Raw genomic sequence first — 13,518 nt, forward strand, 5'->3', positions numbered from 1 at the left:
CCCTGTCGCGCCTGCGGCGCTCCACGCCTCTTGGTTCAATCCCTGTCGCGCCTTGGCGCTCCACATATTTTGCTTTGCAGCCAAAGAAGCCTTGTCGTTACTCTCTTTGACCTGATTGGTGAGACGCATCAAGATTTGCGTCAAAAAATTCCATCGCCTGCAGTAGCCGTCTTCCGTCGCCGCCAAGAAAAATGCGGCGGAACAGCCGCAACGGCGCGATGGTAAATCGGAAAAATCCGACGATTTTCTTCAATTCCGGAAGCACTGCTCCCGGTGCTACCGTCCGGTAAGCTGCGAATGCCTGTTGCGGCGTCTCTGCAAGGCGCGCCTGCGCGGTGATCTGGAAGAACAGCAGCCAGACATCGCGCGCCTGCGCGGCGGCAAGCGGCATGACCGTCTCCGGCTCCTCTTCGAAATCCAGAAAACCGGCAACGCCGTTCTTCTCGAAGAAATCGCGCGGGTGCGGACGCCCGTGGCAAAGCCCGACCGCATGCGCGTCAGCCAACGCACGCGCGCAATGGATGAGAAGCGCGTCATGTCCTTGCGGGTCATCATGGCGCAGATGGTCGAGCCGATCCTGGATGATCGGCGCAACATCGCTCAAAACCATCACCGCTCCATGGCGGTAGACGATCCTTGGCACCTGGAAGCCAGCCTGCAGGAAAGCACTCATCTTGCGCTCTTCGCGATCGGCCATGCCTGCTTCTCCGACATCCTTCGGGCTGCGCAGGAAGGGGTATGGAAGAAGCGGCGAAATCAGGCTGTGCAGACGCTTCGGGAGCGGGCGCCTTTCGGCATCATAGCGTTTGATCCAGACACGATGGCCGCCGATGACAGCGCTGGAAATGCGCTTGCCCTGGCTTTGGACGAGCAGAACCAGCAGGCTGCGGAGATCGTCCGCATCCAGATCCAGTCGCAGCTTGCCCGGTTCATCCTTCATGTCCGGTTTGAACTCCCCAAAAGGGAAAACCCGCGCCAGCCGAGCCAGCGCGGGTCCCCAAATTTATCGATACTGCTTGGGAAAGGCGGCTGGCTTAGCGGACAGCGCCTTCAAAAGCGTTCGGCGTCTCGGTGTTCTTGAGGTACTCGAGAGCCTTCTTTGCCGATGCAACCAGCGCACCGAACGCATCCGGTTCGTGGATTGCGATATCGGACAGGACCTTGCGGTCGATCTCGATGCCAGCCTTGGCAAGACCGTCGATGAAACGGCCGTAGGTCAGGCCCTGCTCGCGGACAGCAGCGTTGATGCGCTGGATCCAGAGAGCGCGGAACGAGCGCTTGCGGTTCTTGCGGTCGCGGTAAGCATACTGCTTCGAACGGTCAACTGCAGCCTTGGCGGTGCGGATGGTGTTCTTGCGACGGCCACGGAAACCAGCAGCCTGATCCAGAACCTTCTTGTGCTTTGCGTGGGCGGTAACGCCGCGTTTTACGCGTGCCATGTTATGATCTCCTTCTCAGACTAATCTTAGAGGCCGTTCGGCAGGAACTGCTTCACGATCTTTGCATCGGCATCGGCGAGAACCATGGTGCCGCGTGCATCGCGAATGAACTTGTTCGAACGCTTGATCATGCCATGACGCTTACCAGCAGCTGCGGCCTTGATTTTGCCGGTGCCGGTGATCTTGAACCGCTTCTTGGCGGCCGATTTGGTCTTCATCTTGGGCATTTTGCTACTCCTTTGTTTAGTCCCCGTCGTGCCTGCGGCACTCCACGCCTCGTGCTTCAAGCGGCATCGGTATCTGCGACCGACCGGAACTCTGTTTTCACTTCCGGACTGACCAAGCCCGAAAAGCATACGAAACCGCCACGGCATGCCCTGCCGGGCGGTTCGAACGCGGCCTTATAGGCTCAAAGACCGCAAAACGCAATGCCCGAATTGGGCTGAATCGCACTCCGGACGTCAATAAAGATGCAGAAGCACCGGCAGGACATTGGTGTCCTGCAAATATTCCACGAACTCGAAAAACGGATAGGCGACGAAAAACACCAGACCATCCGTGAACGTGCGGTAAAGCCGGTCGGGGCGGACGATCAGTTCCTTGTCGTCACGAAAAAGCGAAGGATTCGGAAAGAATCGCGGAACACTGGCGCAATAGGCTTCATAAGGCTTGCCGAAATTCTGCTTCAGGAACTTCTCTTCCGTCCGGATGACGACCGAGAAAGCGAGGTAGCAAAGCACGCCGAAAGTGATGGCGATGGTGAGACTGCCGGTCTGCGCGCCAATACCCATCGCACCGATGCTGCTGAAGACATAGAGCGGATTGCGCGTGACCGAATAGGGACCGCTCTGCACGATTTCCGCGCTCTTGCGCCCGCCGATATAGAGCGTGCACCACATGCGGCCGATAATGGCTGCAACGATCAGGCTGAGCCCGAAAGCCTCGATATATTCATGAAAATGCCCGGTCGACCGCGAGCCTACGAAAAGCAGCGCCACCACCAGAAGCACGATGACCGCACCGATCGCAAAACGCCGCCGCTGTTGATATTTCCCCAGTTCGCCCAAAGTCTTCATTGCGTTCCATGATCCCAAAATTGTCCGGGGAAATGAAAAGCCGCCCGAAGGCGGCTTTTCCAAGGCATTTCGAAATGTTCAGCGCGGAGCGAGAACCATCATCATCTGACGGCCTTCAAGCTTCGGCTCGGACTCGACCTTGGCAATTTCAACAGTGTCTTCCTTGACGCGCTGCAAAAGCTTCATGCCAAGTTCCTGGTGCGCCATTTCGCGTCCGCGGAAACGCAAGGTAACCTTGACCTTGTCGCCTTCCTCAAAGAAACGCTGAGCAGCCTTCATCTTCACCTCATAGTCATGGGTGTCGATGTTCGGTCGCATCTTGATTTCCTTGATTTCAACCGTTTTCTGCTTCTTGCGCGCTTCGGCGGCCTTTTTCTGATTCTGATACTTCAGCTTGCCGAGGTCGACGATCTTGCAAACCGGAGGCTCGGCATTCGGCACGATCTCAACGAGATCGAGACCGGCTTCTTCCGCCATGGCCAGCGCTTCCTGAATGGAAACGTCACCATGGTTCTGGCCTTCGGCATCGATAAGCTGAACCCGGGGAACCCGGATATCACGGTTGGAGCGCGGTCCGTCTTTCTGAACCGGCGTCGCTCTAAAGGGTCGGCGAATGGTCGTTATCTCCTAATTGTTACGTCTCATGCGGTCGGATGCTTGCTGCCAGACGGCATGTCCCCGATCAAACCGCAGTTGATCGCGGAAATGTCGTCAAGCAGGCGGCGAAGTCAATAGCATCTTTGTCAGGAAAAATCACCCCCGCGTGATAAACGTTCTTTTTATCATCATTTCGCGGCGGACAAGCGGCATATCGGTCACATTTGCCGTCATTTCAAGGGCCTCGCTTCAGATGGCGGGTTTTCTCTCTTTTCCGAACATGCCAAAACAATCCGGCAAATCGAGGAGATCTGACATGAACGTTGCGGGGCCGGAATTCATCGACGTGGACGGAGCGAAAATCGCGCTGCATCACAGAGCCGGAAGCAAGTCTCCGGGTGTCGTCTGGCTCGGCGGCTATCGTTCGGATATGCTGGGCACCAAGGCTGTCGTTCTCGACGAATGGGCGGCGGAGACCGGGCACAGCGCCTTACGCCACGATTATTCCGGCCACGGCTCCTCCGGCGGCGATTTCAATCAGGGCACCATCTCGCGCTGGCTGAACGAAAGCCTCGCCGTCTATCGCAAATATGCCAAAGGTCCGCAGATTCTGGTCGGCTCTTCCATGGGGGGCTGGATTGCGCTGCGCATGGCGCAGGAACTCATGAAGGAAGGCAACCCGCCCGCCGGGATCGTGCTGGTAGCACCCGCTCCTGATTTTACAGCCGTGCTCGTTGAACCCACGCTTTCCGAAGCGCAGAAAAACGATCTTCAGGAAAAAGGCTATTTCGAAGAACCCTCCGAATATTCGCCCAATCCCTATATCTATACCCGCGCCTTGATCGAGGACGGACGAAAGAACCTGGTTCTCAACGGCATCATTGAGACCGGCTGTCCGGTCCACATCCTGCAGGGCATGCAGGACCCGGATGTTCCCTACAGGCACGCGCTGACGCTGGTGGAACACCTGCCCGTCGACGACGTGACCCTGACGCTGGTGCGCGATGGCGACCATCGCCTGTCACGACCGCAGGATCTCGATCTCCTCATCCGCACCGTGTCCGGTCTGGCGGAACGCATCGGCGAAAAATCGTAACGGAGCACAGTTATGCGGTTTTCGGTTTTCGCTTCCTCCGCGGTCGCAGCCATTGTCGGCTTCGGCGGCACGCTGGCGCTCATCATTGCGGCCGCGCAGGTGCTGGGCGCCACACAGGCCGAAACCGCAAGCTGGGTCACGGCGATATGCCTTGCGATTGCTGCCTCATCCGCCTGGCTCAGCATCCGCTACAAGATGCCGATCATCGCAGCCTGGTCCACACCGGGCCTGGCGCTCATCGGAGCCAGCGCCGGTTTCAGCATGCCGGAAGCAGTCGGCGCATTCATCGTGACTGCACTGGCGCTCGTCGCCACCGGGCTTATCCGCCAGTTGTCGGTGCTCGTTTCGCGCATCCCGGCTTCCGTTGCGTCGGGCATGCTAGCAGGCGTGCTGCTCAGTTTCGTCATTGCCGCCGCCAAGACCGTGCCCGGCGATCCGGTGTTCGTTCTGCCACTGGTGGCGCTGTTCTTCGTCATCCGCCTGTTCAATCCGTCGCTCGCCGTCATTGCCGTTCTGGTCATCGGCATGGTCTTTGCTCTGGTCACGGGGCGGTCGCCCGCCCTGCCCGCGCCCGAGATTTCCACGCTCACCCTCATCTGGCCCGAGTTCCACATGGGCGCGATGGTCGGCATTGCGATCCCGCTCTATCTGGTGACCATGGCTTCGCAGAACCTGCCGGGTTTCGCCGTGCTGCGCGCTTCCGGCTATGAGCCGCCGACCAGCGCCTGCCTGCGCGTAACCGGCCTGTTTTCCCTGCTGACGGCTCCATTCGGCGCGTCGACCACCAACCTTGCCGCGATTTCGGCAGCGCTTTGCACCAATCCAGACGCGCATCCCGATGCCTCCAGGCGCTGGCTCACCGGCCCGGTCTATGCCGCGATCTATGTGGTGTTTGCCCTTTTCGGGGCATCACTGGTCGCGATCTTCGCCGTATTGCCGGTGACACTCATCGCCCTTGTTGCCGGTCTGGCGCTGACAGGCCCTTTCATCAATGCGATGTCATTGGCGCTCAAGGATGAACAGGAGCGGCTTGCGGCGACCATAACCTTTGCTGTGACAGCCTCCGGCATGGCATTTTTCGGCATCGGCTCCGCCTTCTGGGCGCTGATAGCCGGGCTTTGCGTGACTTTTCTCGAACATCTTCGTAAAAAAATTTCGAATTAATCACATTGGTTACGGGGCGTGCAGCCTGAATCCTCCGGTTGCATTCTTGAAAAGCCGCAATCTTTTCACCACGTCGAAGTCAAGCCGCCAGAAGAAAATCCCCATAGGGGTGGGCTGGCAGGCCCTGGTTTCGCGCATGTGGCCGGACGATTGTCGAACGGTTGAATGGCATGCGCTTTTTGACGGAGCAGACCATGACCAACACTGCATTGATCCGCCCGGCATGGACGCCAGCCACGATTGCGCTGATGGTGCTCGGCTTTTTCCTGTTCTGGCCGCTTGGCCTTGCCATGCTCGCCTATATCCTGTGGGGTGATCGCCTCGAAGGATTCAAGCGCGGCATGAACGAGAAGACTGATTCCGTGTTCGGCTCGTTCCGCAACTGCCGCAAGGGCGAAAGCTTCAACTTCGGCGGCACAACTGGCAACGAGGCTTTTGACGACTGGCGTCGCGCCGAGCTGGAGCGACTGGCCGAAGAACGCCGCAAGCTTGAAGAAGCACGCGCCGAATTCGAGGCCTATGCCGCCGAACTTCGCCGCGCCCGCGACAAGGAAGAGTTCGACCGTTTCATGGCCGAGCGCCGTGCGGCCTCGAAGAAGACGCCTGCCCCGCGCGCGAAAGGCGGCAAGGACGACATCACCGATCTTTGATCGATGAAACAGACCTCAAAAATCATTGGACGGCGCGGCATGACCGCGCCGTTTTTCCTGTTTTTCACAGAAATACCGGCCTTTTCAACACGTTCCACGCAAGTCGTATCCCGAAAACCGCTTCGCACTTTTCGGGATGCGCTCCGGAGCGAATCGCTTATTCTTGGACGATGGGCCTTTCCTTTCTTCGGCAAATCAGCGGTAAAGGGGCATCCGCTGGAACGACGACAGTTCGCAGCGAACGCATTCACGCGGTCGCCGGACGGGAACTTCCCTTGCGCGTTTTCGAGAATCCGCGCGCCAAAAGGCTGACCCTGCGCATAGAAGCAGGCGGCAAGGGATTGCGCGTCACGGTTCCGCCCGGACTTCCCGAGCGCGAAGTGTTGAGCTTCCTCAACCGCCACGAGGGCTGGATCGAAAGCCGCATCGCAAAACTGCCGGACCAGCCGGGCGTGCGCGCCGGCATCAAAATTCCCCTGCGTGGCGTTCCACACAAGATCGTGCACCAGCCGGGACGCGGCACGACCGAGCTTCTCGAAGGCAATATTCTACTCGTCCATGGTGACCCGGCACATCTGCCGCGCCGCGTTGCCGATCACATCAAGCGCGACGTGAGGCGCGAGATCGAGGCGCTTGTCGTCCGTCACACCACCACTGTGGGCCGCAAGGCCAAGGCGGTGCGTTTCAAGGATACGAAAAGCCGCTGGGGATCATGCACCTCGGACGGTGTCCTTTCCTTCTCCTGGCGCATCGGCATGGCGCCTGCCCCGGTGATCAACTATCTTGTCGCCCATGAGGTGGCTCATCTCATCGAGATGAACCATGGGCCGAAATTCTGGAAACTCTGCCATGAGCTTTGCCCCGATACGGAGCGCTGCAAGGCTTGGCTGAAGCGCAATGGCAGCGCATTGCAGGCAATCGACTTCACATGAAATCATCCGTACTGAACGCCGCCCGGGTGCTGTGGGATTATCACTGCATCTATGATCCGCTTGAAACCGCCGATGTGATCATCGGGCTGGGCAGCTACGATCCACGCGTGGCCGAAAGGGCTGCCGATCTGTTTCTGGAGGGCATGGCGACGTGGCTCGTGTTCACCGGCAAAAGCGGTCACTGGACGGAGAAACTCTATAAGAACAGCGAAGCGGAAGCCTTTGCCGAGATAGCCATCAGGCGCGGCGTGCCGGAAAAAGCTATCACGATCGAGCCCAACGCCACCAATATCGGCGAAAACGTAAGATTCAGCCGCGAAAAACTCGCCCCCGGCGCCGTCAGCGCCATCCTCGTGACCAAGCCGCAGACCCAGCGCCGCGTTCTGGCGACCGTGGCCCGGCAATGGCCGGAAGCGCGCGCAAGCATCACCGCGCCGCTCACCGCCTTCGAGGACCAGCCGACGGCTGATCATCCGGTTGAAATGCTTGTCCATGAGATGACGGGCGACCTGCAGCGTATCCTGGAGTATCCCGCCAAGGGCTACCAGATCGCGCAGGCAGTTCCCCTTGAGGTCATGGAGGCGTATGATTTTCTGATCGCACAGGGTTTTGATGGCCATCCGGTCTCCGAATAGATGGGAATGGACGGAATAGCTTGAGTAGCCCCCCGATTTATGCGACGGAAAACCATGGTTCTCGATATCAAGATATGCGGGCTTAAAACCCCCGACGCCGTTGCCGCCGCCCTCGACGGCGGTGCGACGCATATCGGTTTCATCTTCTTTCCCAAAAGCCCGCGCCATATAACACCGCAGAAAGCGGCAGGCTTGCGCGGTGCGGTCAGGGGACGAGCGCTTGCGGTCGCCGTTACGGTCGACGCCGACGATGAAACGCTGGATGAGATCGTGGAAGCGGTGAAGCCCGACATTCTGCAGCTGCACGGTCATGAGACGCCGGAACGCGTAGCCTTCATCAAGGCGCGTTATGGCCTGCCGGTCATGAAGGCCTTTTCGGTGCGTGAAGCCAGCGATCTTACCGCGATTGCAGCCTATCAGGGCATAGCCGACCGCTTCCTGTTCGACGCCAAGCCGCCGAAGGGATCAGACCTTCCGGGCGGCAACGGTGTGTCATTCGACTGGGAACTTCTGGCTGCGCTTGACGCCGATATCGATTACATGCTTTCCGGTGGATTGAATGCGGACAATATCGCCGAAGCGCTGCACAAGACGCAGGCGCCGGGTATCGATATATCGTCCGGCGTCGAGCGCGCGCCCGGCGAAAAGGATGTGCGTCTCATCGAGAATTTTTTCCGGGCTGTCGCTGACGCCCGCAGACAGCCTGAAATGACGGAGCGAAAGCGTTGAACAAGCCGGTTGAACCCAATTCCTATAAAACAGGCCCGGATGAAGAGGGCATGTTCGGTATTTTCGGCGGACGCTTCGTTGCCGAAACACTGATGCCGCTGATCCTCGAATTGCAGGAAGCCTATGAAACGGCGAAGAACGACCCTGAATTCAAGGCTGAGCTTTCCGCGCTTTCCACCTATTATGCCGGTCGTCCTTCCAAGCTCTATTATGCCGAAGGCCTGACGAAGCATCTGGGCGGCGCAAAAATCTACTTCAAGCGCGAAGACCTGAACCATACCGGTAGCCACAAGATCAACAATTGTCTTGGCCAGATTCTGCTTGCCAAGCGCATGGGCAAGACCCGCATCATCGCCGAAACCGGCGCTGGCCAGCATGGCGTGGCGTCTGCCACCGTTGCAGCGCGTTTCGGCCTGCCCTGCGTCGTCTATATGGGCGCGACCGATGTCGAGCGCCAGAAGCCGAATGTGTTCCGCATGAAGCTGCTCGGTGCCGAAGTGAAGCCCGTCACCGCTGGAAACGGCACGCTGAAAGACGCGATGAACGAAGCCCTGCGTGACTGGGTGACGAATGTCGAAGACACCTATTATCTGATCGGCACCGCCGCCGGTCCGCATCCCTATCCGGAACTGGTGCGTGACTTCCAGTCCGTGATCGGCAATGAGGCGCGCCAGCAAATACTCGAACAGGAAGGACGCCTGCCGGACGTGATCGTGGCAGCGGTTGGCGGCGGCTCCAACGCCATCGGCCTGTTCCATCCTTTCCTCGACGATGCCTCCGTGAAGATCGTCGGCGTCGAAGCAGGCGGACGCGGTCTCGACGGGGAGGAACATTGCGCTTCGATGAGCGCCGGCCGTCCCGGTGTGCTGCATGGCAACCGCACCTATCTTCTCCAGAATGATGACGGCCAGATTCTCGAAGGCCATTCCGTTTCTGCTGGTCTCGATTATCCGGGCGTAGGTCCCGAACATTCGTGGCTCAAGGACAGCGGGCGCGTCGACTATGTGCCGATCCTCGATGATGAGGCGCTCGACGCATTCCAGCTTTGCACCCGCACCGAAGGCATCATCCCGGCGCTCGAATCCGCCCATGCCATCGCGCAGGCCGTGAAAATGGCCCCGACCATGGGCAAGGATCAGGTCATGATCGTCAATCTGTCCGGTCGTGGCGACAAGGATGTCCACACGGTCGGCAAGCTTCTCGGCATGGACATCTGACATGGTTAGCGACGTCGCCGAAATCTCCGTCTACAAGCCGCGTGCCGCATGGTTCGACGGTCTGGCGACGTGCGGTCCGGCGACGATCAAGCTCAGTATCATCGAAGCCGATCCGGCCAATCCTGTCGCGGAAGCCGCTGTCGGCCTCGCCCGCAGACAGATCGAGACCGCCGCTGAAAAACTGGCCGCCCTGCCACATCTGGGCGTGGGTTTCGCCATTCTGCATCAAGGTGAGGAAGGCCTGTGGCTGCTCCTGCACTGGTGGCTTGAGGGCGGCATCGCGACGGAAATCCTCTGGCAGTCGGAACTCGGCGACGAGGTGGAATTCATGCCCGCACAGCCGCTTTTGATGGCCTGCGTGTGGGAACTGGGAATCATAGACTTTGAACGGCGCGCATGGATGGAAACGGCGATGGCGGGCAAGCCCGTTGCCGACTATCTGGCGCGCACTTTGCCACGGGGCACGGTATGACTACTCGCATCGACACCAAATTCGCTGAACTGAAGGCCGAGAGCCGTCCGGCGCTCGTCACCTATTTCATGGGCGGCGATCCCGATCTGGAAACCTCGCTCAAGGTGATGAAGGCCCTGCCGAAGGCCGGTGCGGACGTGATTGAACTGGGCATGCCCTTCTCCGATCCGATGGCAGACGGCCCCGCCATTCAGGCCGCTGGCCTGCGCGCCCTCAATGCCGGGCAGACGCTGGCGAAGACGCTGCACATGGCGACAGAATTCCGCAAGGAAGACGACACCACCCCGATCGTCATGATGGGCTATTACAATCCGATCTATATCTATGGCGTGGAGCGCTTCCTGGCCGACGCCAAGGCAGCCGGCGTGGACGGGCTGATCGTCGTCGATCTTCCCTCCGAAATGGATGCCGAGCTTTGCATTCCTGCCATGAAGGCCGGCATCAATTTCATTCGCCTCACCACGCCGACCACCGACGACAAGCGTCTGCCGAAGGTGCTGCACAATTCATCGGGCTTCGTCTATTACGTCTCGATGAACGGCATTACCGGATCAGCCATTGCCGATACGGCAAAGGTCGGCGAAGCCGTGCGCCACATCAAGAAGAGCACTGACCTGCCGATCTGCGTCGGTTTCGGCGTCAAGACGCCGGAGCAGGCAGCAGCCATCGCCACCCATGCCGATGGCGTCGTCGTCGGCACGGCGATTGTCAACGCGATTGCCGGTGAACTGGACGAAAACGGCAAGGCGAAGGGCGATCCAGTCGCCGCCGCAACCCGGCTTGTCCACGCTCTTGCAGAGAGCGTGCGCGCCACACGCCTTGAAGCCGCCCAACAAATCGTCCATTTAAGCGCCTGACAAGCTCTTTGCCGAAGAACAAGAAACGGAACCAAACGTCATGAACTGGATCACCAACTACGTTCGTCCGAAGATCAATTCGATGCTCGGCCGCCGTGAAATGCCGGAAAACCTCTGGATCAAGGATCCGTCGACCGGTGAAATGGTGTTTCACAAGGACCTTGAGAGCAATCAGTTCGTGATCCCGTCCTCGGGCCATCACATGCGCATCAAGGCAAAGGACCGTCTGCGTTTCTTCTTCGACAATGGCGAATACACCACGCTTGAAGCGCCCAAAGTGCCGGTCGATCCGCTGAAATTCCGTGACGAGAAGAAATATATCGACCGTCTCAAGGATTACCGCACCCGCACTGGCATGGACGACGCGATCGTCAATGGCATCGGCACCATTGAAGGCCTGCCGATCGTCGCCACCGTTCAGGATTTCGGCTTCATGGGCGGTTCGCTCGGCATGGGCGCCGGCGAAGCGATCATCCAGGGCTTTGAAAAGGCTATCGAGTTGAAGCGCCCGATGGTCCTGTTCGCCGCTTCGGGTGGTGCGCGTATGCAGGAAGGCATCCTGTCGCTGATGCAGCTTCCACGCACCACGGTTGCTGTGGAAATGCTGAAAGAAGCCGGTTTGCCCTACATCGTCGTCCTGACCAATCCGACCACGGGCGGCGTGACGGCATCCTATGCCATGCTGGGCGATATCCACATCGCGGAACCCGGTGCACTGATCGGCTTTGCCGGGCCGCGCGTCATCGAGCAGACGATCCGCGAAAAGCTGCCGGAAGGCTTCCAGAGCGCCGATTATCTCATGGAACACGGCATGGTCGACATGGTCGTCTCGCGCCTTGAACTGAAGAGCACGATTGCGCGCCTGCTCAAGATCATGACCAAGCAGCCCGCCAACAGCGATACTCCGGACGGCAAGAAGACGGAAGCTAACGGCAAGGCAGCCTGATCGTGACAGAAAAAGCCGCCGCCGCAATCGAGCGGCTTATGCAGTTGCATCCAAAGGGCTTCGACCTTTCCCTCGACCGCATCCGCGGTCTTCTGGAAAAGCTCGGCAATCCGCACCTGAAGCTGCCGCCGGTCATCCACATTGCCGGAACCAATGGCAAAGGATCGGCGACGGCTTTCTGCCGCGCACTTCTGGAAGCGGGAGGCTTCGACGTTCACGTCCACACCTCGCCGCATCTCGTCCATTGGCACGAGCGCTATCGTCTGGGGGCGCCCGGAGGCGGAAGGCTGGTCAGCGACGATGTTCTGGCCGACGCGATAGAGCGTGTTGCAGCCGCCAATGACGGGCAGCATATCACCGTTTTCGAAATCCTGACGGCGGTCGCCTTCGTGCTCTTTTCCGAGCATCCGGCTGATGTCGTCGTCATGGAAGTCGGCCTCGGCGGACGTTTCGACGCTACCAATGTCATTACCGATCCCGCCGTCTCGCTCATCATGCCCGTCTCCATCGACCATCAGGCCTATCTCGGTGACCGTGTGGAGCTTATAGCCGCCGAAAAGGCCGGCATCATCAAGAAGGATTGCGCGGTCGTCGTCGGCTTCCAGCCCTTCGATGCGGCGCGCGAAGTGCTTGTCTCGACAGCGGACCGGCTCGACTGTCCGGTTTCGGTCTATGGACAGGATTTCCTCGCCTTCGAGGAACACGGACGCATGGTGTTCCAGAACGAGGACGGCCTGATCGACCTGCCATTGCCGCGCCTGCCGGGACGCCACCAGATTTCCAATGCCGCAGCCGCAATCGAGGCCGTGCAGATGGCTGGTTTCAGCCTGACCGACAAGGCGGTGGAAAAGGCGCTGATGGTGGTGGACTGGCCAGCACGCATGCAGCGGCTGACCCACGGGGCGCTGGTCGACATGGCTCCGGCTGCATCCGAAATCTGGCTCGATGGCGGTCATAATCCGGGTGCAGGCGCAGTGATCGCGGAAGCTTTCGGCGATCTTGAGGAGCGTAATGCGCGCCCCCTGTTCCTCATCACCGGAATGATCAACACCAAGGACCCGGTCGGCTATTTCGAAGCCTTTTCCGGCATGGCGCGGCATGTTTTCACCGTGCCGATCCCGTCCAGCGATGCGGGCATTCCCAATGATGAGCTGGCGGTTTCAGCGCAGAAGGCCAATCTCTCGGCGGAGCCCGTTCATTCGGTTGCCAATGCGTTGAAACTTCTGCGCGACACCTGGCCCCCGGATGAAGTGCCGCCTCGTATCCTGATCGGCGGATCGCTTTACCTTGCGGGTGAAGTCCTGCGAGACAATGGCACACCACCCCAATAAGCAAAAACCCGGCACAAAGGCCGGGTTTTTTCGTTTTATGATGCTGTTTTACGCAGCCGAAGCCTTGATCCAGTCGGCAAGGCGGCTCTTCGGAGCAGCGCCGACCATATTTGCGGCGAGCTCACCGTCCTTGAACATCAGAAGCGTCGGGATCGAACGCACGCCAAACTGCGCGGCCAGTTCCGGATTCTCGTCGATATTGACCTTGGCGATCTTGATCTGACCGGCCATTTCGGTCGCGATTTCGTCCAGAGCCGGAGCGATCATCTTGCAGGGACCGCACCATTCCGCCCAGAAATCCACCACGACAGGCTCGCTGGACTGAAGAACGTCCGACTGAAAATTGCTGTTATCGACCTTAACGGTTGCCATAGGGC

At 59.3% G+C, this 13,518-nt stretch carries 17 protein-coding genes; 11 read left to right on the top strand and 6 right to left on the bottom strand.

The features are described 5' to 3' along the window. Positions 1-97: 97 nt before the first annotated feature. From ACOWVS_RS10600 to infC, 5 genes are all read right to left on the bottom strand, one after another. Complete coding sequence (locus ACOWVS_RS10600; RefSeq protein WP_021587585.1) at positions 98-940, bottom strand: serine/threonine protein kinase; 843 nt, start codon at positions 938-940, stop codon at positions 98-100. A 94-nt stretch (positions 941-1,034) separates the two neighbouring features. Continuing rightward, positions 1,035-1,439: a 50S ribosomal protein L20 gene (gene rplT / locus ACOWVS_RS10605; RefSeq protein ID WP_006468099.1), complete on the bottom strand. Its 405-nt coding sequence runs from the start codon at positions 1,437-1,439 to the stop codon at positions 1,035-1,037. A 26-nt stretch (positions 1,440-1,465) separates the two neighbouring features. Next, positions 1,466-1,666: a 50S ribosomal protein L35 gene (gene rpmI, locus ACOWVS_RS10610; protein ID WP_006473268.1), complete on the bottom strand. Its 201-nt coding sequence runs from the start codon at positions 1,664-1,666 to the stop codon at positions 1,466-1,468. A gap of 234 nt (positions 1,667-1,900) precedes the next feature. Next, on the bottom strand, positions 1,901-2,515 hold the full coding sequence (locus ACOWVS_RS10615) for a methyltransferase family protein (RefSeq protein ID WP_021587584.1): 615 nt from the start codon (positions 2,513-2,515) through the stop codon (positions 1,901-1,903). 78 nt (positions 2,516-2,593) lie between these two features. Then, positions 2,594-3,130, bottom strand: coding sequence for a translation initiation factor IF-3 (gene infC / locus ACOWVS_RS10620; RefSeq protein WP_075041821.1), 537 nt, complete (start codon positions 3,128-3,130; stop codon positions 2,594-2,596). A gap of 298 nt (positions 3,131-3,428) precedes the next feature. Between infC and ACOWVS_RS10625 the strand changes: the two genes are divergently transcribed. From ACOWVS_RS10625 to ACOWVS_RS10675, 11 genes are all read left to right on the top strand, one after another. Continuing rightward, a complete protein-coding gene (locus ACOWVS_RS10625; protein ID WP_031347134.1) occupies positions 3,429-4,208 on the top strand; it encodes an alpha/beta hydrolase in 780 nt (259 codons plus the stop codon). Positions 4,209-4,220: 12 nt separating this feature from the next. Beyond that, the gene (locus ACOWVS_RS10630) at positions 4,221-5,372 is read left to right on the top strand and encodes a benzoate/H(+) symporter BenE family transporter (protein ID WP_021587581.1); all 1,152 of its coding nucleotides are present in this window, start codon (positions 4,221-4,223) and stop codon (positions 5,370-5,372) included. Positions 5,373-5,566: 194 nt separating this feature from the next. Beyond that, complete coding sequence (locus ACOWVS_RS10635; protein WP_031347133.1) at positions 5,567-6,022, top strand: DUF2852 domain-containing protein; 456 nt, start codon at positions 5,567-5,569, stop codon at positions 6,020-6,022. 170 nt (positions 6,023-6,192) lie between these two features. Next, positions 6,193-6,954 (top strand): M48 family metallopeptidase, encoded by a 762-nt coding sequence (locus tag ACOWVS_RS10640; RefSeq protein ID WP_031347132.1) that lies wholly within the window; start codon positions 6,193-6,195, stop codon positions 6,952-6,954. After that, positions 6,951-7,589 carry a YdcF family protein gene (locus tag ACOWVS_RS10645; RefSeq protein ID WP_021587578.1) on the top strand — a complete coding sequence of 213 codons (639 nt, stop codon included), beginning with the start codon at positions 6,951-6,953 and terminating at the stop codon, positions 7,587-7,589. Before ACOWVS_RS10640 ends, ACOWVS_RS10645 begins: the two co-directional genes overlap by 4 nt. A gap of 54 nt (positions 7,590-7,643) precedes the next feature. Next, on the top strand, positions 7,644-8,318 hold the full coding sequence (locus ACOWVS_RS10650) for a phosphoribosylanthranilate isomerase (RefSeq protein WP_063619827.1): 675 nt from the start codon (positions 7,644-7,646) through the stop codon (positions 8,316-8,318). Beyond that, positions 8,315-9,535 carry a tryptophan synthase subunit beta gene (gene trpB, locus ACOWVS_RS10655; protein WP_006468089.1) on the top strand — a complete coding sequence of 407 codons (1,221 nt, stop codon included), beginning with the start codon at positions 8,315-8,317 and terminating at the stop codon, positions 9,533-9,535. Before ACOWVS_RS10650 ends, trpB begins: the two co-directional genes overlap by 4 nt. A 1-nt stretch (position 9,536) precedes the next feature. After that, a complete protein-coding gene (locus ACOWVS_RS10660) occupies positions 9,537-10,007 on the top strand; it encodes a hypothetical protein (protein ID WP_063619826.1) in 471 nt (156 codons plus the stop codon). Further along, a complete protein-coding gene (gene trpA / locus ACOWVS_RS10665) occupies positions 10,004-10,864 on the top strand; it encodes a tryptophan synthase subunit alpha (protein ID WP_063619825.1) in 861 nt (286 codons plus the stop codon). The genes ACOWVS_RS10660 and trpA overlap by 4 nt, the downstream gene beginning before the upstream one ends. A 40-nt stretch (positions 10,865-10,904) precedes the next feature. After that, the gene (gene accD, locus ACOWVS_RS10670) at positions 10,905-11,810 is read left to right on the top strand and encodes an acetyl-CoA carboxylase, carboxyltransferase subunit beta (RefSeq protein ID WP_006468087.1); all 906 of its coding nucleotides are present in this window, start codon (positions 10,905-10,907) and stop codon (positions 11,808-11,810) included. Positions 11,811-11,848: 38 nt separating this feature from the next. Next, positions 11,849-13,141 carry a bifunctional folylpolyglutamate synthase/dihydrofolate synthase gene (locus tag ACOWVS_RS10675; RefSeq protein WP_170873259.1) on the top strand — a complete coding sequence of 431 codons (1,293 nt, stop codon included), beginning with the start codon at positions 11,849-11,851 and terminating at the stop codon, positions 13,139-13,141. Positions 13,142-13,189: 48 nt separating this feature from the next. Here the strand turns inward: ACOWVS_RS10675 and trxA are convergent, their stop codons facing one another. Continuing rightward, positions 13,190-13,513, bottom strand: coding sequence for a thioredoxin (gene trxA / locus ACOWVS_RS10680; RefSeq protein WP_075041819.1), 324 nt, complete (start codon positions 13,511-13,513; stop codon positions 13,190-13,192). Positions 13,514-13,518: the final 5 nt, after the last annotated feature.

The organism is Brucella sp. IR068 (assembly GCF_049065885.1).
Lineage (GTDB): Bacteria > Pseudomonadota > Alphaproteobacteria > Rhizobiales > Rhizobiaceae > Brucella > Brucella intermedia.

Excerpts from the sequence above, each read along its gene's own strand:
- ACOWVS_RS10600 (WP_021587585.1), bottom strand. The coding sequence starts at position 940 with ATGAAGGATGAACCGGGCAAGCTGCGACTGGATCTGGATGCGGACGAT.
- rplT (WP_006468099.1), bottom strand. The coding sequence starts at position 1,439 with ATGGCACGCGTAAAACGCGGCGTTACCGCCCACGCAAAGCACAAGAAG.
- rpmI (WP_006473268.1), bottom strand. The coding sequence starts at position 1,666 with ATGCCCAAGATGAAGACCAAATCGGCCGCCAAGAAGCGGTTCAAGATC.
- ACOWVS_RS10615 (WP_021587584.1), bottom strand. The coding sequence starts at position 2,515 with ATGAAGACTTTGGGCGAACTGGGGAAATATCAACAGCGGCGGCGTTTT.
- ACOWVS_RS10625 (WP_031347134.1), top strand. The coding sequence starts at position 3,429 with ATGAACGTTGCGGGGCCGGAATTCATCGACGTGGACGGAGCGAAAATC.
- ACOWVS_RS10630 (WP_021587581.1), top strand. The coding sequence starts at position 4,221 with ATGCGGTTTTCGGTTTTCGCTTCCTCCGCGGTCGCAGCCATTGTCGGC.
- ACOWVS_RS10635 (WP_031347133.1), top strand. The coding sequence starts at position 5,567 with ATGACCAACACTGCATTGATCCGCCCGGCATGGACGCCAGCCACGATT.
- ACOWVS_RS10640 (WP_031347132.1), top strand. The coding sequence starts at position 6,193 with ATGGGCCTTTCCTTTCTTCGGCAAATCAGCGGTAAAGGGGCATCCGCT.
- ACOWVS_RS10645 (WP_021587578.1), top strand. The coding sequence starts at position 6,951 with ATGAAATCATCCGTACTGAACGCCGCCCGGGTGCTGTGGGATTATCAC.
- ACOWVS_RS10650 (WP_063619827.1), top strand. The coding sequence starts at position 7,644 with ATGGTTCTCGATATCAAGATATGCGGGCTTAAAACCCCCGACGCCGTT.
- ACOWVS_RS10660 (WP_063619826.1), top strand. The coding sequence starts at position 9,537 with ATGGTTAGCGACGTCGCCGAAATCTCCGTCTACAAGCCGCGTGCCGCA.
- trpA (WP_063619825.1), top strand. The coding sequence starts at position 10,004 with ATGACTACTCGCATCGACACCAAATTCGCTGAACTGAAGGCCGAGAGC.
- accD (WP_006468087.1), top strand. The coding sequence starts at position 10,905 with ATGAACTGGATCACCAACTACGTTCGTCCGAAGATCAATTCGATGCTC.
- ACOWVS_RS10675 (WP_170873259.1), top strand. The coding sequence starts at position 11,849 with ATGCAGTTGCATCCAAAGGGCTTCGACCTTTCCCTCGACCGCATCCGC.
- trxA (WP_075041819.1), bottom strand. The coding sequence starts at position 13,513 with ATGGCAACCGTTAAGGTCGATAACAGCAATTTTCAGTCGGACGTTCTT.